This window comes from Gilvimarinus agarilyticus, assembly GCF_000832015.1.
In the GTDB taxonomy this organism is placed as follows: domain Bacteria; phylum Pseudomonadota; class Gammaproteobacteria; order Pseudomonadales; family Cellvibrionaceae; genus Gilvimarinus; species Gilvimarinus agarilyticus.
Window position 1 is genome coordinate 2,959,291 of record NZ_JXCJ01000001.1, and the last position, 21,582, is coordinate 2,980,872.

A 21,582-nucleotide genomic window follows, 5' to 3' on the forward strand; every position below is an offset into this window, starting at 1 on the left:
CGACATTAGTTAATCTATTAACATCAAAGATCAAGCCAACTAAACCAAAGCCGCTGGATTCCCGCTGACGCGGGAATAGCTCTCGATTATTCTCTAACCCGATAAAACAGCGCAAACAAGACCGGCACCACAATCAGCGTTAGAATAGTGGCAAACCCCAAACCCGCCATTATGGTTACCGCCATGGGTTTAAAAAATACATCTCCTAGCAGCGGAATCATACCTAAAATGGTGGTTAACGCCGCCATACTTACCGGCCGCAAACGACTTACGGCGGCGAGTGAAATCGCCTCGGCCCAAGGCACCTGTTCTTCGTCATTAAGGCGCTTTATTTCTTCGACCAGCACAATACCATTTTTAATTTGCATGCCCACCAAACTGAGCACAGCCAGCAGCGCGGTAAAACTAAAGGCCGCCCCCGCAACTAACAAGCCCCAAGCGACGCCAACAATAGCCAGCGGCACAGTCAACCAAATGACCAGAGTTTGCCGAATGGAGTTGAACATAATGATGTTGACGACGATCATCACGAGCACCCCCAGAGGGACGAAAGCAAACACCGCTTTGTTGGCTTTTTCTTGCGCTTCAAATTCACCGCCCCACTCCAGCTCGTAACCCAAGGGCAACTCCATGGCTTCAGCGGGGCCGCGCAATTGCGCGTGCAACTCAAACGGGTTGCTGCTCGCGACAGGGTCGGCCAAGACTGCCAATGTGCGCTTTTTGTCGCGGCGCATAATCAGCGGGTTCTCCCAGTCGAGCTCAACCGAGCGGACAAACTGACCGACATTCACATAACCCTGACTCACGGGGCTGTACACCTGCACGCGGTCGAGTTGATCCACCCCATGGCGCTCGGTGGCGGGCGGGCGAATAATAATAGGCAGCAGGTCTGCGCCCTGTCGAAACACGCCTATACTCACGCCCTCGACGTTCATTTTAATGGCCTGGTCTAAATTGGCCTGCGTAATACCCAAGCGTTGTGCGGCGGCGGCGTCAAACACGGGCCGCAACACTTTGGTGCGCTCGCGCCAGTTTTGTCGAATATTGGTGGCGTTGGGGTTGTCGCTAAAGAGCTTAATCATCTGATCGCCCAACTGGCGTAATACCGCCGGGTCGGGACCACTCAAGCGTGCCTCGATTTTGGCGGCGGTGGACGGACCAACCGATGAGCGCTTAATACGGGTAAACGCCTGCGGGTACTGCTCGCTTAACAGGGTTTCAACCTTGCTAACAATGCCCTCAACCTGAGCAAAATTATTGGTTTCTATCAGTAATTGGGCGTAGCTGGGGTAATTTTTTTCCGGTGCGTAGGTCAGCATAAACCGCTCGGCGCCCCGGCCAATGGTGGCGGTCATTTGCTTGACGCCATCGATGGCCAACACATCCGCCTCGAGTTTTTTAACGTCCGCTTCGGTGGCGCGAATGGAGCTGCCCTCTGGCAGCCAGTAATCCACCATAAACATGGGCAACGAGCTGTCGGGGAAAAACGCCCGGTTAACTTGAGAAAATGCCATTACAGCCGAGACCAACAGCGCCATCATCAGCACCATGGTGAGCACACGAAAATGCAAACAAAAATGCAGTAACTTACGATACCAACGGTACACCGCGCCTTTGTAAGGGTCGTCCGCCACCTGGTTGTTCTTGTCGTCGGTTACGGTCGTTTCGCTGCCGCGTTTACCTAATAGCAAAAAACAAAAGAACGGCGTCAGTGTAACTGCCAGCACCCAACTAAAAAACAGTGAAATCAACAGCACCCAAAATAGGCTGCCAGTAAATTCGCCACTGGCATCGGGGGACAGCCCAATGGGTGCAAAGGCGGTGATGGCAATCACCGTCGCACCGAGTAGCGGCCAGCGCGTGTGCGAGACAATACGAATAGCGGCCTCGGCTTTACGCATTCCCTGGCGGACATTAATCATAATGCCCTCGGTAACCACAATGGCGTTATCCACTAACATACCCAGAGCGATAATGAGTGCACCCAGAGAGATACGGTGCAACTCAATACCAAAAATATTCATCACGATAAACGTGCCGGCAATGGTCAGCAGCAAGGTGGCACTCATAATAATGCCGGGCTTGAGCCCCATAGTGAACATCAGCACCAACACCACAATAACGACAGCCTGCAACAGCCCCCATAAAAAGCTATTGACCGAGTCGTCCACCTGCCCAGGCTGATCGTAAATAGAGCTGATCTCCATGCCCAGCGGTTGCGCGTATTCTAACTCTTGTAAACGCGCCTTAATGGCCGAACCCACCTCGACCACATTTACCCCCGAGCCAAACGACACCCCGAGCGTGAGTGCCTGACGGCCATTAAAACGGTATAGGTGCGACGGCGGCTCTTGATAACCTTTGCTGATCGTCGCCACATCGGTGAGGTACACCAGCTGGCCATTGGCATTACCCAGCAACAAAGATTTAAGGGCCTGAAGCCCATCCCCCCCATGGAGTACTGAGCTAATGCGTAAATATTCGCGTCCGACTTTAATGTGGCCCGCGTCAGAGACTAGGTTTTGCCCTTGCAGAACTTGACTGATGGTGTCGACCGAAAAGCCCGATGCGGCGAGCTTAGCGCGATCAACTTCAATGTATACTTGCTCTGTGCGGCGTCCACCCACCACCACTTTGCCGACACCATCGACCAGCACCAGCTCGCGGCGTAAGTAATCGGTGTAATCGGCCAGCTCGTCAAAGCTGTATCCCTCACCGGTGACGGCGAAGAACATGCCGTACACATCGGCAAAATCATCGTTAATAATAGGGGCGCTGGCGCCGGGCGGAAGCATGCCCGACATATCGTTAACTTTGCGCCTCATCTCATCCCAGATTTGCGCTAAATCGTCTTTGCGGTAGATGCTTTTCATCTCTACCTCTACCTGCGACATACCCGCCGTCGTAGTCGAGACGATGTGATCCACATAAGGCAATTGCTGCAAAGCGTTTTCTATGGGGAGGGTAACCTCCTCTTCGACCTCTTGCGAACTGGCACCTGGATACTGGGTAACGATAATGGCCTGTTTAATAGTGAATTGTGGGTCCTCTAACCGGCCCAAGCCGTTAAAGGCAAACACCCCACCCAAAGCGAGCAGCACCACGACCATCCAGGCCACGGTGCGATTGGCCAGCGTATATTCAGTTAGTTGCATAGCGCCCCCTAAATCCCACGCTCTTTCACCAGCGCGCGCACTTTATCGCCCTCGTGCAAATAGCTAACCCCGGCCGCAACCACATTGTCGCCTGCGCTAAGCCCGTCCAGTAAGTACAAATAATCGCCCTGCACCTGCCCAACGTTCACCGGCACTTTATGCACATTCCGCTCGCTGTCTACACGCCATACATAAGCCTGACCGTCCTGCTCAAACACCGCCTCAATCGGTACCAGCACACCCGTAATGTTCTCGCCGGCAAGAAACGCGGTTAAATCTAAATCGACGGTGACCGCCATCCCCGGCAGGACCGGAAAATCCTGATTCTTTGCCATGGTATGCACCACGCTATAGGAGCGGGTCACGGGGTCTGGCTTGGTCTCGTACTCTTTAAAGCAGGCCTCATAGCGGCGGCTGGGGTAGGCATTAAAGCGCACCTGGGCACAGATATCGCGCGGGTCGACAGTGGGTTTTATTTGCCCAAGTAAACTCTCGGGCACACTGTAGCGCACATCCAGAGTATCGACGCTTTGCAGCTCTAAAATCACCTGATTGGCAGCGACGGTCTGGTGGTTCTCCACCCCCACATGCGCGATAACCCCCGTAAAAGGCGCTTTGAGGGTGGTGTATTTTAAATTATCGCGCGCGTCATCCAGTGCGGCTTTGGTGGCACGTACGTTGGCCTCGGCCTCTTCTACCGCCGAGTCGCTGGTATAGTTTTGCGCGAGCAGCGAGCTGATTTTATCAAACTGGGATTTCGCCAAATCGTACTTAGCCTGCCGGTCGGCCAGGTTATTGCGATACACGGCCTGATCAAGCTGCGCTAATACGTCGCCCTGCTCAAACCTCATGCCTGGCTTCGCAGGCAGCGACTCCAACTGCCCGCCCACTCTAAAGGCCAGATCGGAGTGTCGAGTCGCCTCGGTCACACCGGGGAAGCTGCGCATGGCATTCAGACGGGCCGAATGGGCTTGGACGATCTTAGCCGGGCGCGCGGACTTGGACACCGGCTGCTCAGCAGGTGCTTTTTCACAAGCGCTAAGTACCAACACGGCACCTAGCAGCAATACAGACATCGCTTTCATTGAGACTTTCCAGGGGTTGAGGGTATCGGCCAGCGGTCTCGTCGTAGGGGCGCTACCACCCGCCCCACTTATACGAGTCATATGACCACACGGTTTATCGTGTAGGTTAATTTCCGCAAACACCACTTACATACATTCATGTATGTTTGTATTATACAAAAAGCCAATGACAACACAATGTATAGCACGTTAATTTACGCTAAAGTCCCTGCGGCACGAGCAGCCGTACACAAACTCGATCAAAAGGCATAACCGACTGTGGCCAGAAAAACCAAAGCCGATGCACAAAAAACCTTAAATGAGCTGCTGGATTCGGCGGCTTGGCTGTTTCAGTCCAAGGGGGTAAACCACACCACCCTGAACCATATTGCCAGCCACGCCGGGGTGACACGTGGCGCCCTTTACTGGCATTTTGCCAATAAAGACGCGGTGATCATGGCCCTGTGGGAACGTGACGCGGCCGGGCCACACACCCAGATCATCGATACGCTGTGCAACGTTACGGGCGATCCCGCAGAGTTTAAGCAACTGATTAAAACCGAGCTAGGAGCGACGTTAAACAACACCGCCCTCATGCAAGCACTGCGTATGATTTTGCTCGGGGTGGAGCGGCTGGAAAACGACTCTGAACTACAAAGTTTTTTGGCCGAGCGGCATCAGCAAATGCGCGATGCGTTTAAACAGGCATTTGTCGCGCTGCAAGCGGCGGGAAAGGTTCCGAACAGAAACCGGCCAGAGGCGTTGGCAACCAGCTTTTGGGCATATTTAAAGGGCTTAATGCAACTACACCTGGAGCCTTACAATCAGGATGTCGACCTGCTCAAAGACGGCGATGAGTTACTCAATATTTGGCTCGACGCGGTTATCAGTGACTAGCGCGCAGGTTTACTCGGCGGCCTGTTGGCGCAGTTTGTCGCGGATATTCATCAACACTCGCCCATAGTGATTTTCACCGCGACGGTCCCGACCAATCCCCCAGTAATAATCAAACTGACTGTTTTCCAGCAATGTCTGTTCACCGGTCGCCAGCAACGCTTGCGCCATATCTGAATAGGTTAAGCACTGAGTATAAAGCGCTCGTGTCATGAGTACCGGCTGCTCGGCCTTCCAGTTAGCGCGCTTTTTCTTAAACCACCCACCGGCAAGCTTGCGCGCCCGCCCCAACGTTGGCGCCTGACGAATAGCCTCGCGATCAACCTCAGCCACAAACCGCATCGCCAGCACATAGTGCTCAGCAGTAGGCCAGCTTACCCCCTCAAGCTCAAAGGAACGTAAAGATACCCGCCCCAACGGCTCGTCGGGGTCCTTCATGTTAATGCAGTGAGCCTCTTCGGCGCTTTGGGTAAAAAACACGGTATCTCCGTTTGGTTGCTAATAAGTCTATATAACAGTGACGAATAATTTGAGTGCCGTCGTTAAAATAACAGCCTACTCCCAGCTCACATAAAACTTACGAGCTACAAGACAGCGTCGAACACCCGGGCTTCGCCCTCGCCCACTCTGGTCGCTTTTGCGCATACCGCTCCCACTGGGGCTGCTCATCATAAGGGCGACGCAACACCCCAAGCAGTTCGTCCACCGCGCCGGTATCACCCTCTTCTACCCGCTCGACCACCTGCTGTGCCAAGTAATTACGCAACACATATTTGGGGTTAACGGCGTTCATACGCCGTTGGCGGTCGGCGTTAGTCTCGCCACTGCCGGCAAGGCTCTGTTGGCTGCGCAGGCGGTAATCGGCCAGCCACTGGCAGGTGGCGCTAATGACTTTGTGTGAGGGGGCTTGATAATAGGCCGCCATTAATGGCGCGAGCTGCTCGGCGTCGCTTAACTGAGCGGTCTGTGGGCTTATATCCACCTGCGCCAGCTGGCGAAAAAAGAGTGTCATGTCGGTTTCGGTTTGGGTTAGCAGCTCTAATAGTGACTCGATTAGCTCGCCGTCGTCTTGCTGATAGTGAGCAAACCCCAGCTTAGCCGCCATATCCGCCGCGCGACACTGGGCAAAGATCTCACCGTATACCTCCAAAGCCTCTTCCAGTGGTTTGGCCTCGCCCACTAAGGGGTAAATAGCATTAGCCAAACGAATGAGATTCCACAGGCCAATATTGGGCTGCGCGCCGTAGCCGTAACGCTTATGCTGAGCATCGGTGGTGTTGGGCGTCCACTCGGGGTCATAGCCCTCTAGCCAGCCATAGGGGCCGTAATCGATGGTGTCGCCAATTATCGATAGGTTGTCAGTGTTCATCACCCCGTGAACAAATCCCACCCGCATCCAATGAGCAATGGTACGCGCGGTGCGGGCGGCTACTTCGGCCAGCCACTCAGCATAGACCTCGGGGCCCGGCTCGCGGCCGGACAACAACTCGGGAAAGTCGTGTCGCAGGGTAAAGTCGGCCAGCTGCTTAAGCAGCTGGTGCTCGCCGCGGCTAGCAAAAATTTCAAACGAACCAAAGCGCACAAACGAGCGTGCCACACGGCAGACAACAGCCCCTGGCTCGTACTCGGGGTTGCCATCGTAAAACATATCCCGCAGCACGGTATCGCCGGTGAGAGACAAGCTCAAAGCCCGGGTGGTGGGTACCCCCAGGTGATGCATTGCCTCGCTGCACAGATACTCGCGCACCGATGAGCGCAATACCGCTAAACCATCGGCGTGACGTGAGTAAGGGGTTAACCCCGCGCCCTTGAGCTGGAGAGTCCAATGCCGGCTTTGATGAGTAACCTCGCCAAGGTTAATGGCCCTGCCGTCACCCAATTGTCCTGCCCAGTTGCCAAATTGGTGGCCGCCGTAGCACATCGCGTATGGCTCCATGCCCGGCAGCTGGCGGTTGCCGGTCAGTACCTGAGCTAAGTGATCGCGCTCGAACGCTGCCAAATCCAGCCCCAGTAGCTCGGCCACTTCGGGCGCCACCGATAACAATTGCGGCTTACTACAGACTCTGGGAGTTACCCTTGAATAGCAGGCGCCGTGCACCTGTCGGGGCGTATTATCGGCACTTTCGTCTCCGGGCAGCTCGTGCACAAAGCGGTTATCGAACTCGAGCTGATCTAGCCCCACCATAGTTCTGCCTCACAAAAACGGCCATTGTAGCACCCTGCCGGAGACGCCCCCAAAGGGGCATTTAGAAACATGCGCCAGCACACAGCATAGAAATGGCGGCGAATCAGCCTTGACGCTACCGGGAACTCAACTTAATCTAGGCGCCTCAAAAGTCCTCACGGTTGCCCGATTTATGACCTACTGCGTTGCCATTACCACCGATGCCGGCCTTGTATTCTGCTCCGACTCGCGCACCAATGCCGGGGTCGATCAGGTCAGCACCTATGGCAAGATGTACCATTTTGAGGTGCCGGGCGAGCGGCAGTTTGTAATTTTATCGGCGGGTAATTTAGCTACCACCCAAGCCGTGGTATCGCAGATAAAGCGCGACTTACGCGATAATGCAGCCACCAGCCTAAAAACCATGCCGGATATTAGCGAGGCGGCCAGTTATTTAGGTGAAATTAGCCGCCAAGAGCAGGATCGCCACAGCACACCCGACGGCCCCAACAGCGGCGCTAGCTTTGAGGCCTCGTTTATTATTGGTGGGCAAATATTGGGCGACAAGCCCCGTTTAGCGATGGTCTACCCGCAGGGCAACCACATCACCACCTCCAAAGACACGCCCTACCTGCAAATAGGCGAGAGCAAGTACGGCAAACCCATTTTGGACCGTATTTTAACGGCCGGCACCTCGCTCGAGATCGCCGGACGCTGCGCGCTGGTGTCCATGGATTCGACCATGCGCAGTAATCTAACCGTGGGCCCGCCCATCGACCTTGGCGTTTACCCCGTGGACAGCTTTAGCCTGCAGCGCATGCGCTTTGAGGAAGACGACGACTATTTGCGCTCGTTAACCCGCAGCTGGAACCAAAACCTAATTGAGGCGTTTGACCGCCTGCCACCGCTGGCCGCGGACACCCCGCTTGAGCTGGATTAACCCGTACCCGAGCTACCCACCACCCGGTGAATAAAATCTAACTTGGCGTACACCGGGTCGGTAATAACAAACGGATAGGCATCGCGCATACCCATACTGCGATTCAGCGCGTTAAGCTTAACGGACAACTCCAGCCAAGTATCCACCAGCTCGGCAAACGGCTTATTGAGTACGCTTCGCCCCTCGGCCGCCTCACCCTTTAGCTGCATAACCTCAAACTGCCCAGCCGTTTCTAGCGTATCGATCATATGCAGATAGTGCGCCCAGGTTTCGGCCCAATCTTCTAAGGGGTGCGATTGCGCATAAGCGCTGATGTAATCGGGCACCCAGTTGCTCTGCACAGAGCCGTAGTGTTGCGTTAACGCGCTGCTGTAGTCTTCATCGGGGTTACCAAACAGTGTCTCAAAGGGCTCGCGCCACGCAGTTGAGGCCACCAACAGCTCGTAATAGTAGTGGCCTATCTCATGCCTAAAGTGCCCCAGCAGCGTACGGTAACTCTCCCCCAGTTGCTCACGTACCCGCTCGCGGTAAGCTGCGTCCGCCTCGGCCAGGTTAATGGTAATTAAGCCGCTGCGGTGCCCGGTAGAGACGAACGTATCGGCAAATTCAGCGTTGGTGCGGCCATCCTCCAAAAACGCAAACTCCAGCTTTACGTTGCGGTTATTGGCCGGGGTCAGTGCCAAACCCAATCGCAGAATTGAGTAAAGTGTATGGCGCTTGGCTGACTCGAGACTGATCCAGCGCTGTACATTAATACTGTGACTCAAATCGGGAACGGTTTTATTTAGACGACAAGAAACACAAAAGCGCTCCCGGCTAGTCACCGGCAACAGCCAATTACAGGCGTTGTAGTCGTGGTAGTTGCCGCAGTAGCGAAACTCTTTGCCGGTGACGTCATCGCGCAGCGTTTTATTAGCTTCCGACACTGGGCGCAATGAGACCATGGTAAAACCGACCGAATCAAAACCAAGCAACCGCTGACACGTTAAACACTGGGTATTTCGAAAGAATACACGGGTACCGCACTGACAATGAAAATCTATCACGAGGCACTCTGGACAACGGGCAAATACCAGGTAGCGGCAATGACTTTGTGGGTTTCGGCAACATCGGTTTGCACCGCATCGATATACTCGTGCAAATTACCCTGGTCAATTAACTCGGCAAACTGCGCCAATTTAATACGGCGACGTACACCCGCCAGTAAACTGATCGCCTCATCGCTGTTGGGTAAACGCTCAAAGCAGTCCGCCACCTCGCCCAAACAGTGCTCGACCGAACGCGGAAAACACTTATCTTGAAACAAAAATGTCACGACATCTTCGGCGTTAATGCGATCTTGCACATGCTGGCGATACATCTGAAAACCACTAAGTGAGCGCAGCACACTCATCCACAAAATATTTTCAAACGGCTCTGAAGTCTCGTCATCTTTTGCCGCCGGCTCTAGAATACGGCGGGCGCCGACATCGACAATGCGCGAGGTCATGTCGGCCCGTTCTAAATTGCGCCCCAGCTGAATAAAGTGATAGGCATCACTTTGGCTCATACAGCCGGCTAACATCCCGGTAAATTGCTGCACTTTTTCGATAACGGTTTCCAGCAGTATATGCCGCTCGCGTCGCGCGCCACCTTTACTGAGATTTTCATCCAGATACCAATAGAGGTTATTGATTAACTCGTACACCTCCGAGGGCATAATCTCACGGGTAATGCGGGCGTTCTCGCGCGCAAAACCGATGGAGTTTTTAATCGAGCTGGGGTTGGCCGTATCGGATAACATAAAGCGCATAACCGCTCGCTCATCGGCCAGGTCAGCGTCTTTCTGAAAATACTCTGTACCGCCGCTGATATCGACCAGGGTACCCCAACCCACTCTTACACCGCGGGGTAGATCCAACAGTAATTTTGTATTGACGTTCACCAGTCGCGCGGTGTTCTCACAGCGCTCCATGTAACGGCCCAGCCAATAAATTCGTTCTGCCACACGAGATAACATTATTTGCCCTCCTCGACGACAACCCAGGTATCCTGGCTGCCACCGCCCTGAGACGAATTGACGACGTACGAGCCCTTGCGCATCGCCACGCGGGTTAAACCACCGGCGGTCACGCTGCTGGTACGCCCTTGCAACACAAACGGGCGCAAATCGATGTGGCGCGGCTCGGCGTTTTTACTGCCGATAATCGGCGTGGTCGAGAGCGCGATAAGCGGTTGTGCCATATAGTTGCGCGGTTCGGCTTTAATACGCCGGGCAAACTCTTCGCGCTCTTTTTTGCTCGCCTGGGGGCCAATTAACATGCCGTAACCGCCGGATTCATTCGCTGGTTTTACCACCAGCTTATCCAGGTTTTGCAACACGTGCTCGCGCTGGGCTTTATCACAACACAGGTAGCTGGGCACGTTGGGCAATATAGGGTCTTCGCCCAGGTAATACTTAATCATTTGCGGCACAAAAGTATAAATAATTTTGTCATCGGCTACCCCGGCTCCGGGGGCATTGGCAATCGCCACGTTGCCTTTAAGCCAGGCCCGCATCAACCCCGGCACACCGAGCACCGAATCGGGGTTAAAGGCTTCAGGGTCGAGAAATAAATCATCGATGCGACGATAGATTACATCCACCCGCGACAAGCCGTTGATGGTGCGCATAAACACGTGGTCGTCCTCCACCACCAGATCGCTGCCTTCAACCAGCTCAACCCCCATTTGCTGAGCCAAATAGGAGTGCTCAAAGTAGGCCGAGTTATAAATACCTGGGGTTAGCACCACTATTTCTGGAAACTCCAGTGGCCGTGGCGAGATCGCCGCAAGCGTATCAAACAGCTGCGCCGGATACTCTGTCACCGGCAAAATATTGTGGTTTTCGAACAACTCGGGGAACACACGCTTGGTGACTTTTCGATTTTCCAGCATGTAGGACACGCCAGAGGGCACGCGCAAATTATCTTCTAATACGTAAAACGCGCCGTCATTATCGCGAATCAAATCACTGCCGCAAATATGAGCCCAGACACCAAAAGCCGGCTTCATACCCACACATTCGGGGCGAAAGTTAGCCGAGCCTGCGAGGATATCCGCGGGCAGAACTTTGTCTTTGATTATTTTTTGTTCGTTGTAGATATCATCGATAAAGCAATTAAGTGCCTGCAGCCGCTGCGTTAAGCCGCGCTCTGTTACTTGCCATTCGCGCTGGGGAATAATGCGCGGGATGATATCGAAGGGCCAGGCGCGGTCGATATTGCCGGCTTCGGAATAGACGGTAAACGATATCCCCATGGTTTTGATGGCAAGCTCTGCCGAGAGTTTGCGCTCGGCGATATCCTCACCGGACAAACTTGCCAGATGCTTTGCCAGCATACGTGCCGCCCGGCGAGGGTTGCCGGGGGTACTGATTAATTCATCGTAAAACTCACCGCTGTGGTAATCACGCCAATCGATTTGCATTATGACTCCGTAAACGGCCTTGCCGTCACCTTGATGGTTTACTAAACCCAGTCTAGAGCTAATGCACAGCTTATACCACCTCCCCCTACTCTTAAGCCGGCGGATCGACCCTATCGGTGGTATTGCTATTAACGCGGTACCAACCGGCAACACTGTAGCGTTCACGCCGGGCGGGCAGCACCTCGTGGGGGAATCGCTCGCTTAAAAACACCACAAGGCGACCCGCCACAGGGCACAACTTCTCTACCTCAAGGGCTCCTGCCTCATCGTAGAGCACCAGCTCACCGCCGTCTCCTTCGGCCCAGCTAGGGTTGAGGTACACCACCGTCGAGAGCACGCGATTAGAGCGCCCCACAAAGGCATCTACATGCTTTTTATAAAAGGTACCAACCGGGTAGTACGCGAGGTGACTCTCGTAATCAAACAACCCCATAAACAAACGGCGGTTTAACGCCAATCGCAGGGTTTCCATCACGGCCAAAAATTCAGCGGCGGCCGCCGAGCCGCCCTCTATCCAGCAAATACGATCACCGCGAACATCCAACGCAATGGCGTGATCCTCCGCGCGGCCGATCCCCGCGGTTTTAAACTGACAGTCTGGATGATTGAATTCTGTCCGCAACGCCGCTATTAAACGCGGGTTAAAAAAATCATCGAGCACCGCGTAGCCGCGCTCCACCAACGCATCCGCTAAGACGTCAAAAATCAGCTCTGGATTTACGCTGATGGCTGGTGTGGGGCTGGCGGGTTCTAGCATGAGTACGTCTCATTAAACCGTCTGTATACTTCAGCTCAACACCACGTGCAAGCTTTTTTACCACATCGGCGATATGCTAGCCTGACACGTCTGCAACCGAGCTGAGGAGAGTGACCCCGTGCCACTAAGGCAGCGATTATTCCATCATATTAACGTGCCACTGGTGCAGAGCTTTCGTCAGTTTCGACTGGGTTGTATGATATTTTTTGCCGGGCTGGTGGTTATTTTTGGCGCCTCGCAGTTACTCTCACCCAGCTTAACCCAAGAGCTGGTCACGCTGGCAGGCTTACTCGTAACGGCTTTTGGCTTTGTCATCGCCATACTGGCACAAGTGCGTATGCTGTTCGGCCGGCTCTACGCGTTCTGGCAAAAACCTAAGGGTTAAGCTCATCGGGCAACTTCTGACGAGTATAAACGTCAAACCGGCTAGACTTACCCTCCAGTCGATAGTTAGGCTCTGCATCGGCCAAATCCGGCGCCTTGCGCGGCCTTTTTACCACGACCCGATAATTCGCCAGCGCCCGTGCCGCCTCCAGCAAATCGGTGGCATCGGTATCAGCCCCCACCACTTGATGAAAGGCCTGCATCTCTTTTTTAACATCGGCCGACTTACCCCGGGAGGGAAACATCGGATCGAGGTAAATCACATCCGGCGTCATCACATCGGCAGGCGGTGCTTGCAGGTAATCGCGTGCGTCAGTACTGGACAGGCTCAAGCGGGTGATAATCTCCGCAAGCTCTGCATCCGCATCCATCTGGGCTCGCTGCAAGCCGTCGTTAAGCAGTGCCCACACCAAGGGCGATCGCTCCAACATCGACACATGGCAACCCAGCGTTGCCAATACGAAAGCATCACGCCCAAGCCCCGCGGTGGCGTCTAACACACGAGGTTTTACACGCGCCTTAACCCCGACGGCTTTGGCAATCATCTGGCCCTTGCCACCGCCAAACAAGCGGCGATGGTTTACGGCCCCGGATAAAAAATCGACCTTAACCGGCCCCGGTGCCTTGCGCCCGGTTTGCTGTAAGCTGACGCCATCGGTCGCAAACAGCAACACAAACTCGGGCTCGCGCAGCTCGCGCGGGTCCGCTTCAATGAGCAGCTCGCAACCAAGCGCTCGCGCGGCGGCGGCGGCCTCCGCACGACGAGTGGAGTCATTGACAATAACAAGCGTGTTTACCATGACCTGGCCTTTACAAATAACCGCAAGCGCCACTGGGCAACCCGTAGCAAGATTAGGGGTGAGCGGGTAATAAAAAGCCGCCTATTAAAGGCGGCTATAGTATCAAATCAAAAGCCGTACGAACGACTACAGGGGCGACAACTGAATTTCAACCCGGCGATTTTGCTCGCGGCCGGCAGCACTCGAGTTATTAGCCACGGGGTAACGAGGGCCGTAGCCTGTGGCGTTCATACGGTTGTAAGCCACTTTACGCTGTCCCAAATAATCGCGCACGCTTTGTGCCCGACGCTCACTCAACAATTGGTTAAAATCATCAGAGCCGGTCGAGTCCGTGTGGCCGCCAATGTTGACAGCGGTTTTATTAAACTCCACCAAGACAGTGGCTACCGAATCCAACACATCGTGAAACTGCGGGCGAATATCATACTTGCCGGTTTCAAAGGTAATATTACCGGGCATAATCAGGTTGATCTGATCGCCATTGCGCTGCACCTGCACACCACTACCCTGCAGCTGTTGACGCAGCTCAGTTTCTTGCTTATCCATGTAGTAGCCCACACCACCGCCAATGGCACCACCGGCTACGGCGCCTGTCAGCGCCCCCTTGCCACGGTCTTTTTTACTGGACGAGGCAACACCTACCGCAGCACCCGCCACCGCACCAATAATAGCGCCAGTTGTGGAGTTAGATGTTTTGTTTTCACCGGTATAGGGGTCTGTTGTGGTACAGGCCGCCAGTGAACACACCAATGTTGCTGCTAGTAACTTTTTCATAGAGGTTTCCTTATCATCTGAGAACCAATCAGGGGTATGCTATACCATATGACGCCAAAATGACGCGCAAGTTTTCACATTTATACGGATCTGAGCATGTTTTGTTCTTTACCTAACGCAAGCCGCTATCGTGGCTACGTAGTTATAGCCACAATTGGTTTACTCTGCCTACTTAACGGCTGCAGCCATTACGATGTATCGATTAACGACAACGTGGTTTATACCCCCAAGCCTCTGCTGCGCGGCTACCAAGTCAGCGACCCAAACCTGGCCCGCTGTATCGAGCAAACCGTCAGCGACGAGCGCATCACCCGTGCGGTGGACTTAACCCGTCTACGCTGCACCCACGCCGGCATTGAGTCGCTAGAAGGTATAGCAACCTTTTACGCGCTGATACAACTGGACTTAGGTGACAATGCTATTGAGGACATAAAACCATTAGAAAAGCTGGGGCGGCTAGAGGTGGCTCTGCTAGGCAACAACCATATTATCAGTGCCGAGCCGTTATTGCGTTTAATTAAATTGGTTGAGCTAGATTTAGAAGATAACCCCATCGCCGATTGCCGGGATGTAACGCAGCTTAAAGCGGCCTTGAAAGACAATCAGGGTATGTTGCTCGCCCCGCAAAACTGTATCGCGCAAGACGGCTCGCGCCAACGCAATTAAGCGACAAACACCAACCCGACTGTGTTACGAAACTGACGCACGACGCGCATAGTGACGGGCTCTGAGTTAATCGGACCCACCACTTTGCGAAACAACACCGCCACCTCAGTGCCCACCGGTGGCAGAGGTTGATTCTCAACCTGAACCTGCGCCCCACCGTCCGATATATCCATGGTAAACCCTATAAGGGTGCCAAAGGCGGGGTGTCGCATTTCAACCCGAATACTGCGGCTGGTGCGCTCGTGCTGGCGACGCTCTATCACCGATAAACTCCTTAGATACCATTGCCCGTCATGGACAGGGGTTTGGCTGGTGGGGATTTAATACGCCGCAGCGATCAACAAACACCAGCGCCATGGTTATATTAGCTAATTTTGGCGCCGACTCAAGCACTCAGCTCCGCCGGGTTAGACTCAGGTGCCAGAGACAGCCAGCCAAACCCTTCATCTTGGCAGGCATAAATCACCTCTGGAATATCGGCTGTGACAGGTAACAGCGTCTCGCGGGCGCGCTCGAGCGAGTTATTTTTTTGGCTGATATGGGCAATCACCAAATATTGTAACCGGCTGCGATCGATGCGAGCCAGGAAACCCGCGGCTTGTTGGTTGCTCAGGTGGCCCCAAGGGCCACCCACACGGCTTTTTAACGACGGCGGATAAGGACCACCCGCCAGCATCATCGGATCGTGGTTGGCCTCAAGCACCAAGGCATCACAATTTTGGTAGCGATCTTCAACGTGGGGCGAGACAGTGCCTAGGTCGGTAAGTACACCAAGACGTAAACCCGCACAACTAAAAATAAACTGCGCGGGCTCGCGGGCATCGTGTGGCACCGCAACGGGCTCCACCGTCAGCCCTCCCAATGTAAAGCTCTGATAAGCCTCAATGAGGTGAAGCGCGGGTAGCTTACCAAGATCACGACTGTGAAAAGTGCCGGGGGTCATGTACACCGGCAAGTCAAAACGTCTGGCCAGCGCCGCCACGCCTTTAATGTGGTCGGCATGTTCGTGAGTAACGAGGATGGCGGTAAGATCAGAGCCCGACTTACCCAACCGCTGCAGACGAGCACTGGTCTCTTTAACACTAAAGCCGCAGTCGATCAGCAGCGCCCCGTCAGACCACTCCACCAAGGTAGCATTACCACGACTGCCACTACCGAGGGATGCCACCCGCATAAAGGTTCCTTCGTTGACGTTGGCGCCGTTGGCGGCGCCGAGCATTAAATTAGATTTTTACGTAACAGCGTTAGCAAATCGCGGGATTTACGCGGGTCCAAACGTTTACCGTAAGGGTCGCGCAGGCGCACGGTATAGTTGTTGGACTCACCTTCAACAAACAGCAGGTAGCCGGGTGCATCGGGGAAGGTCTGCTCTGCGCCGCGGTTCGACAAGGGCGCCTTGGCAAAACTCTCACCTTGCGGCACCACGGTTAGCAGCTGCGCCACGCTGTAAGGACTTTCGGCCACGAGCTCTTTATCGCTTGAAAACCAACCGCTGAACCAGCCGTCATCTTCCGGCTCAACCGGTTGATAGTGAAGATAATAAACCCCGTCATCCGGCTGGCTATCGTACATAGCAAAACCGTCCTGGCGCATTGCGTGATAAAGCGTTGCCTTAGCGCGAGCCTCGCTCAAACGGATCTTCATGACCGGCTCATTTTGCTCCACCACCAACGCCGACTTAGCATCGCCACCAATCGCCTGAGCCAACAATGAAGTACCGCCAATGGTTTCATCGCGCGCCAGCGCCGCAGCCAGCTCGTCTAGCAGCCAGGCTTCACGCTCTGTCGAGCTCGAGGCCTTGGGCCACTGTAAATCGTTACTCGGACTATCGCCTTTTACGCTTTGGTGCAGCACATGAATTTCACTGGTCTCGGGCTGTACACCCTGATCAATTTGCACGCGATAGCGATCGGACGTACTCAAGTCCGATTTAAATTGCAGCCAATAGCTGTCAATCAGGCCGCGCTCAATATCGGCACTGGCAACATCGACGTTGTTTTCGTTCAGAAACGCGCGCACCCGTGGCCAGACTTCGCCGGGGGAGACATTCATCAAAATCCAGCGCTCATCGGCCAGGCGCTGAATCTTAACGTTTTCTTGCATCAGGTTTGTGGCAAGAGGCTGAGGACGTGGCACCTCGGCGCCGCCCTCTTGGGCAATATCGTCAAACTCACTCTCGGTAATCGGCGGGATGGGGTAACGCTCACCCAGCCTTTCGCCCTGCATGCCCTGAGGCACCTTCAACGGCTCAATATTATCGGCTTTTTGATAGTCGCCTTCGCGGTTGCGAAAGTAAGCTTCATCGCCCCACAAAACTCCACAGCCCGATAGCATCGCCACCAAGCCCAATACACTTACGCCCCGCAGGGAAGTTGTTTTTATCATCTTGACGTCTTCAATCTTTTAAATCAGTCCAGTTTCACGTAATGCGGTGCGAACCTGCTCGTGGTAAACCTCAGACAGCTCTGTCATCGGCAAGCGAATACCGGGGTTTATAATCCCCATTTCGGCCAGCGCCCATTTAACCGGAATCGGGTTGGCCTCAAGAAACATCGCACGGTGCAGCGACATTAAAGAGTCGTTAATCGTGCGGGCTTCGTCGGCTTTACCGGCGATAGCCAGCTCGCACATTTGTGCCAGCTTGCCGGGTATGACATTAGCTGTCACAGAAATATCCCCATGACCGCCCAACAACATCAATTCAACAGCGGTTTCATCGTCACCGGAGATTATTTTAAAACCATCCGGGGCCGCATCAATAATGGCTTTAGCGCGCACCATATCGCCTGTTGCTTCTTTGATACCAATAATATTGGGCAACTTCGCCAGCTCCAGCACCACATCGGGCTGCATATCCACCGCCGTGCGGCCAGGTACGTTGTACAGCAACTGGGGGATATCTACCGCCTTAGAGATAGCCTCGTAATGCAAGTACAAGCCCCGCTGGGTAGGCTTGTTGTAATAAGGCGTCACCAATAGGCAGGCGTCGGCACCAGCGTGCTTTGCGCCTTCGGTGAGCTCAATTGCCTCGGAGGTTGAGTTGGCACCAGTACCGGCAATAACAGGTATTTTACCGGCTACTTGTTTAACCACATGCTTAATTACCGCCAAATGCTCATCGACATTTAACGTAGCGGATTCGCCAGTGGTACCCACAGCGACAATCGCGTGAGTGCCCTGCTCCAGATGCCAGTCCAACAGGCGGGATAGCGCGGGCCAGTCAACACTGTTATCGGGGTTCATGGGGGTTACCAAAGCAACCATACTGCCTTGAATCATAGGTTCTCCAACTCAGGGGTACACACAGGTGCGCTAGTGGCGCTCTACGTTTGGGGCGGACAGATCGCCACACAAACACACTGCGATAAGCTCTGGCGACATGTTACGCACCGCCAGAGGCACACACAAGCGTCATTTTTTAAAGTCGAGCATTCGCTGCAACGGCTGCATGGCACGCTCTGCCAGAGCAGGATCGACAAAAATCTCGTTGTCGTCGCGCTCGAACACAGAGGCCAGATTATCCAGCGCATTAAGCGCCATCCACGGGCAATTGGCGCAGCTGCGGCAGGTGGCGCCACTGCCGGCAGTGGGCGCAACATGAAACACTTTTTCAGGGCAGCGCTGCTGCATCTTATAAAAGATACCCTGATCGGTCGCCACGATAAACTCGCGATTCGGCAGGGTTTCGGCGGCGTTAATCAGCTGCGAGGTCGAGCCAACCACATCGGCCAAATCAACCACCGATTGCGGCGACTCAGGGTGTACCAGTACTGCCGCGTCAGGGTAGAGCGTCTTTAAGTCTTCTATGCCCTTGGCTTTAAACTCCTCGTGCACAATACAAGCGCCATCCCACAGCAGCACGTCGGCACCGGTTTGCTTTTGCACATAAGCCCCTAAATGCTTATCGGGGGCCCAGAGGATTTTCTCGCCCTGCTTATCGAGGTGATCGACAACATCCAGCGCAATACTGGAGGTTACTACCCAATCAGCCCTGGCCTTAACCGCCGCCGAGGTATTGGCGTACACCACCACGGTGCGATCAGCGTGGGCATCACAAAACTCCGCAAACTCATCGGCGGGGCAGCCAATATCGAGCGAGCAAGTTGCTTCTAGCGTGGGCATCAGCACTCGCTTGTGAGGGGTAAGAATCTTTGCCGTTTCGCCCATAAACTTGACGCCCGCCACCACCAACGTAGAGGCGCTGTGCTCTTTACCAAAGCGCGCCATCTCCAGCGAGTCTGAGACGCAACCGCCGGTTTCTTCCGCCAGCTCCTGAATAACCGGGTCGGTGTAATAGTGGGCAACCAGCACCGCGTTGTGCTCGACGAGCAAACGTTTGATGCGAGTTTTGAGCTCTGCCTGCTGCTCTGGGGTCAATTCCGGCTCGGAGCTAATACCGGCTAAGTGGTCTTGCACCACTTTGCGGTCAGATGCCAGTGGCGGCACAGCGGAGATTGTATCTTGGGACATATTGAATACCACGGTCACACCCGTCGGTTGCGGGTTATAGCAAGGGCCTATGGCCTATAAAGCGCGCTATTCTACCATATCTGAGAAAAGGGAATACCGACGCGACAAGCCGAAAACACTGCCAATAAAAAAGGGCCAGAGGAAATCCTCTGGCCCTTTTAATATGGTGGGTCGTACTGGATTATTCGGCTTCGCCTCACCCTGCGGGCCGTCGCCTCCGGCGACGTTGTCTCGCTATCGCTCGACTCGAACCGGTTCTCATCCAGTAGGCAACCGTTTTGCCCTTCGGGCGGTGTATGGTGGGTCGTACTGGATTCGAACCAGTGACCAATTGGTTAAAAGCCAACTGCTCTACCAACTGAGCTAACGACCCAAAACTGTTACTTGCAGCGCTACAGCGCTTTTTTATTGTCGCACTGGCTTAAAAACACCCAGCAGACACGCCCTTGTGGGCTTGAATATGGTGGGTCGTACTGGATTCGAACCAGTGACCAATTGGTTAAAAGCCAACTGCTCTACCAACTGAGCTAACGACCCATTTTACGGCGCGTAAGTGTTTTGGCAGACGGCCAAAACGTTGCTGCTATCGCCCTAAAAGAGGCGCACATAATAATGATTTGATCAGAAAAAACAAGCGGTTTTTTGCAATAGTTTAGTAATAAATGGTAATTGATCAATAACTTACCAGCCTAGCCGAAAAAAACACCGCCTCTACTGATACCTGGTGGGGTCTGCCACATTTGCCGCCGCAAAGCCCGCCCGACGCAACCGGCAGCTATCGCAGCCGCCGCAGGCGCGCCCGTCGTCATCCGCCTGATAACAAGACACCGTCAAGCCGTAATCCACACCCAAGGCCACCCCCTGCTGGACAATTTCGGCCTTACTGAGGTCGATCAAAGGAGTGCGAATACGCAGTGTATGCCCTTCCGTACCAGCTCGGGTTGCCAGGTTTGCCATGGTTTCGTAGGCGGCAATGTAGTCGGGGCGGCAATCCGGGTAGCCCGAGTAATCCACCGCGTTTACGCCAATAAAAATATCGTCGGCCTCCAGCACCTCGGCCCAGCCCAATGCAATCGACAAAAACACCGTATTACGTGCCGGCACGTAAGTGACGGGCACCCCCTGAGTTTGCTCTTGCGGTACATCAATCGTGGTGTCAGTTAATGCCGAGCCGCCAATGGCCCCTAAATCCAGCTTGATGACTTTGTGCTCCACACTTCCAAGCGCCCGAGCCACCCGCTCGGCGGCCACTAACTCGGCGCGCATACGCTGGCCGTAATCAAAACTAATGCTGTAACACGCAAACCCCTCGTCCCGGGCGATAGCCAGCGCGGTGGTCGAATCCAAACCACCGGACGCTAACACAACGGCTTTTTTCTGGCTCATGTCATACTTTCTCAATCTGTTGGCAAAAATTTAATGGCCTGGACTGTCATCCCACAGCAGCTTATGCAGCTGTAGCTGATAACGCACGGGCAAATTATCGGCCACAATCCACTCGGCCAACTCACGCTCATCCACCTGGCCGAAGCTTGGCGACATCAAAACATCATCAACCCGCTCGGCCAATTGCCGCTCATCAATTTTGAGTCGCGCCCAGTCGTAATCGTCACGGGAGCAAATCACAAATTTAATTTGATCGCTCGACTTTAACGTCGCGAGATTCTCCCACAGGTTGCGGTGCGACTCACCCGAGCCCGGCGTTTTTAAGTCCATTACTTTAACGACACGCTCATCCACAGGCTCCAGAGACATCGCCCCGCTGGTTTCCAGCGAAACCCGGTAACCGGCATCACAAAGCGCGGTTAACAGCTCTGGGCAGGTACGCTGCGCCATAGGCTCTCCACCGGTCACACAGACGTAGCGCGGCTTGTAACTGGCAACCTGTTCAAGCACAGCGGCGATACTCATCCGCTCGCCGCCATAGAAGGCGTACTCGCTGTCACAGTACTGACATCGAAGCGGGCAACCCGTTAAACGCACAAATACAGTGGGCCGCCCAGAGGTATTCGACTCCCCCTGCAGCGAGTAAAAGATTTCAGTAATTTTAACGGTTGCTGCATTCAT

General features: G+C 54.3%; 21 protein-coding genes, 2 tRNA genes and 1 other RNA gene. 4 read left to right on the forward strand and 20 right to left on the reverse strand.

Features of this window, described 5'->3' with window-relative positions; translation table 11 throughout:
• Nucleotides 1-86: 86 nt before the first annotated feature.
• On the reverse strand, nucleotides 87-3,155 hold the full coding sequence (locus tag SD69_RS12845) for an efflux RND transporter permease subunit (RefSeq protein ID WP_041523533.1): 3,069 nt from the start codon (nucleotides 3,153-3,155) through the stop codon (nucleotides 87-89).
• A gap of 8 nt (nucleotides 3,156-3,163) precedes the next feature.
• A complete protein-coding gene (locus SD69_RS12850) occupies nucleotides 3,164-4,321 on the reverse strand; it encodes an efflux RND transporter periplasmic adaptor subunit (RefSeq protein ID WP_084591572.1) in 1,158 nt (385 codons plus the stop codon).
• Between the two features lie 177 nt (nucleotides 4,322-4,498).
• On the opposite strand from SD69_RS12850, the gene SD69_RS18175 reads away from it, so the two are divergent.
• Nucleotides 4,499-5,116 (forward strand): TetR/AcrR family transcriptional regulator, encoded by a 618-nt coding sequence (locus SD69_RS18175; protein ID WP_052481143.1) that lies wholly within the window; start codon nucleotides 4,499-4,501, stop codon nucleotides 5,114-5,116.
• 9 nt (nucleotides 5,117-5,125) lie between these two features.
• Here SD69_RS18175 and SD69_RS12860 read toward each other — a convergent pair whose 3' ends face one another.
• Both SD69_RS12860 and SD69_RS12865 read right to left on the reverse strand, forming a co-directional pair.
• Nucleotides 5,126-5,593, reverse strand: a complete 468-nt coding sequence (locus SD69_RS12860) for an NADAR family protein (protein ID WP_041523535.1) — start codon at nucleotides 5,591-5,593, stop codon at nucleotides 5,126-5,128.
• 97 nt (nucleotides 5,594-5,690) lie between these two features.
• On the reverse strand, nucleotides 5,691-7,298 hold the full coding sequence (locus tag SD69_RS12865; protein ID WP_041523536.1) for a protein adenylyltransferase SelO: 1,608 nt from the start codon (nucleotides 7,296-7,298) through the stop codon (nucleotides 5,691-5,693).
• Between the two features lie 172 nt (nucleotides 7,299-7,470).
• On the opposite strand from SD69_RS12865, the gene SD69_RS12870 reads away from it, so the two are divergent.
• Nucleotides 7,471-8,217, forward strand: a complete 747-nt coding sequence (locus tag SD69_RS12870; protein WP_041523537.1) for a proteasome-type protease — start codon at nucleotides 7,471-7,473, stop codon at nucleotides 8,215-8,217.
• Here SD69_RS12870 and SD69_RS12875 read toward each other — a convergent pair.
• The 4 genes from SD69_RS12875 to SD69_RS12890 form a co-directional block, all read right to left on the reverse strand.
• On the reverse strand, nucleotides 8,214-9,263 hold the full coding sequence (locus SD69_RS12875) for a zinc-binding metallopeptidase family protein (protein ID WP_041523538.1): 1,050 nt from the start codon (nucleotides 9,261-9,263) through the stop codon (nucleotides 8,214-8,216). The two genes, SD69_RS12870 and SD69_RS12875, sit on opposite strands and share 4 nt — an antisense overlap.
• Nucleotides 9,260-10,216 (reverse strand): alpha-E domain-containing protein, encoded by a 957-nt coding sequence (locus tag SD69_RS12880; RefSeq protein ID WP_041523539.1) that lies wholly within the window; start codon nucleotides 10,214-10,216, stop codon nucleotides 9,260-9,262. Before SD69_RS12880 ends, SD69_RS12875 begins: the two co-directional genes overlap by 4 nt.
• Entirely contained in the window at nucleotides 10,216-11,664 is a 1,449-nt protein-coding gene (locus SD69_RS12885; protein ID WP_041523540.1) for a circularly permuted type 2 ATP-grasp protein, read from the reverse strand. Before SD69_RS12885 ends, SD69_RS12880 begins: the two co-directional genes overlap by 1 nt.
• Before the next feature lie 91 nt (nucleotides 11,665-11,755).
• Nucleotides 11,756-12,421: a 2OG-Fe(II) oxygenase gene (locus tag SD69_RS12890; RefSeq protein WP_041523541.1), complete on the reverse strand. Its 666-nt coding sequence runs from the start codon at nucleotides 12,419-12,421 to the stop codon at nucleotides 11,756-11,758.
• 118 nt (nucleotides 12,422-12,539) lie between these two features.
• On the opposite strand from SD69_RS12890, the gene SD69_RS12895 reads away from it, so the two are divergent.
• A complete protein-coding gene (locus tag SD69_RS12895; protein ID WP_232301197.1) occupies nucleotides 12,540-12,806 on the forward strand; it encodes a hypothetical protein in 267 nt (88 codons plus the stop codon).
• On the opposite strand, the gene SD69_RS12900 is transcribed toward SD69_RS12895, so the two are convergent.
• Both SD69_RS12900 and SD69_RS12905 read right to left on the reverse strand, forming a co-directional pair.
• Nucleotides 12,796-13,605, reverse strand: a complete 810-nt coding sequence (locus tag SD69_RS12900; protein WP_041524795.1) for a class I SAM-dependent methyltransferase — start codon at nucleotides 13,603-13,605, stop codon at nucleotides 12,796-12,798. The genes SD69_RS12895 and SD69_RS12900 overlap by 11 nt on opposite strands.
• A 126-nt stretch (nucleotides 13,606-13,731) precedes the next feature.
• On the reverse strand, nucleotides 13,732-14,379 hold the full coding sequence (locus SD69_RS12905; RefSeq protein WP_041523542.1) for an OmpA family protein: 648 nt from the start codon (nucleotides 14,377-14,379) through the stop codon (nucleotides 13,732-13,734).
• A gap of 96 nt (nucleotides 14,380-14,475) precedes the next feature.
• On the opposite strand from SD69_RS12905, the gene SD69_RS12910 reads away from it, so the two are divergent.
• Complete coding sequence (locus tag SD69_RS12910) at nucleotides 14,476-15,045, forward strand: hypothetical protein (protein ID WP_052481145.1); 570 nt, start codon at nucleotides 14,476-14,478, stop codon at nucleotides 15,043-15,045.
• Here SD69_RS12910 and SD69_RS12915 read toward each other — a convergent pair.
• The 10 genes from SD69_RS12915 to queE all read right to left on the reverse strand — a co-directional run bounded on the left by SD69_RS12915 (nucleotide 15,042) and on the right by queE (nucleotide 21,582).
• A complete protein-coding gene (locus SD69_RS12915) occupies nucleotides 15,042-15,308 on the reverse strand; it encodes a PilZ domain-containing protein (protein WP_041523543.1) in 267 nt (88 codons plus the stop codon). The two genes, SD69_RS12910 and SD69_RS12915, sit on opposite strands and share 4 nt — an antisense overlap.
• A 122-nt stretch (nucleotides 15,309-15,430) precedes the next feature.
• Nucleotides 15,431-16,264, reverse strand: a complete 834-nt coding sequence (locus SD69_RS12920; protein ID WP_232301198.1) for an MBL fold metallo-hydrolase — start codon at nucleotides 16,262-16,264, stop codon at nucleotides 15,431-15,433.
• Nucleotides 16,264-17,430: an outer membrane protein assembly factor BamC gene (gene bamC / locus SD69_RS12925; protein ID WP_041523544.1), complete on the reverse strand. Its 1,167-nt coding sequence runs from the start codon at nucleotides 17,428-17,430 to the stop codon at nucleotides 16,264-16,266. Before bamC ends, SD69_RS12920 begins: the two co-directional genes overlap by 1 nt.
• 18 nt (nucleotides 17,431-17,448) lie before the next feature.
• Nucleotides 17,449-18,324: a 4-hydroxy-tetrahydrodipicolinate synthase gene (gene dapA, locus SD69_RS12930; protein ID WP_041523545.1), complete on the reverse strand. Its 876-nt coding sequence runs from the start codon at nucleotides 18,322-18,324 to the stop codon at nucleotides 17,449-17,451.
• Nucleotides 18,325-18,456: 132 nt separating this feature from the next.
• Nucleotides 18,457-19,515, reverse strand: a complete 1,059-nt coding sequence (gene nadA / locus SD69_RS12935) for a quinolinate synthase NadA (protein WP_052481146.1) — start codon at nucleotides 19,513-19,515, stop codon at nucleotides 18,457-18,459.
• A gap of 164 nt (nucleotides 19,516-19,679) precedes the next feature.
• A non-coding RNA gene (locus SD69_RS18480) (RtT sRNA) lies at nucleotides 19,680-19,798 on the reverse strand.
• Nucleotides 19,799-19,812: 14 nt separating this feature from the next.
• Nucleotides 19,813-19,888: transfer RNA gene (locus SD69_RS12940), tRNA-Lys, on the reverse strand.
• Nucleotides 19,889-19,976: 88 nt separating this feature from the next.
• A tRNA-Lys gene (locus tag SD69_RS12945) sits at nucleotides 19,977-20,052 on the reverse strand.
• 174 nt (nucleotides 20,053-20,226) lie between these two features.
• A complete protein-coding gene (gene queC, locus SD69_RS12950) occupies nucleotides 20,227-20,901 on the reverse strand; it encodes a 7-cyano-7-deazaguanine synthase QueC (RefSeq protein ID WP_041523546.1) in 675 nt (224 codons plus the stop codon).
• 30 nt (nucleotides 20,902-20,931) lie between these two features.
• Nucleotides 20,932-21,582, reverse strand: coding sequence for a 7-carboxy-7-deazaguanine synthase QueE (queE, locus tag SD69_RS12955; RefSeq protein WP_041523547.1), 651 nt, complete (start codon nucleotides 21,580-21,582; stop codon nucleotides 20,932-20,934).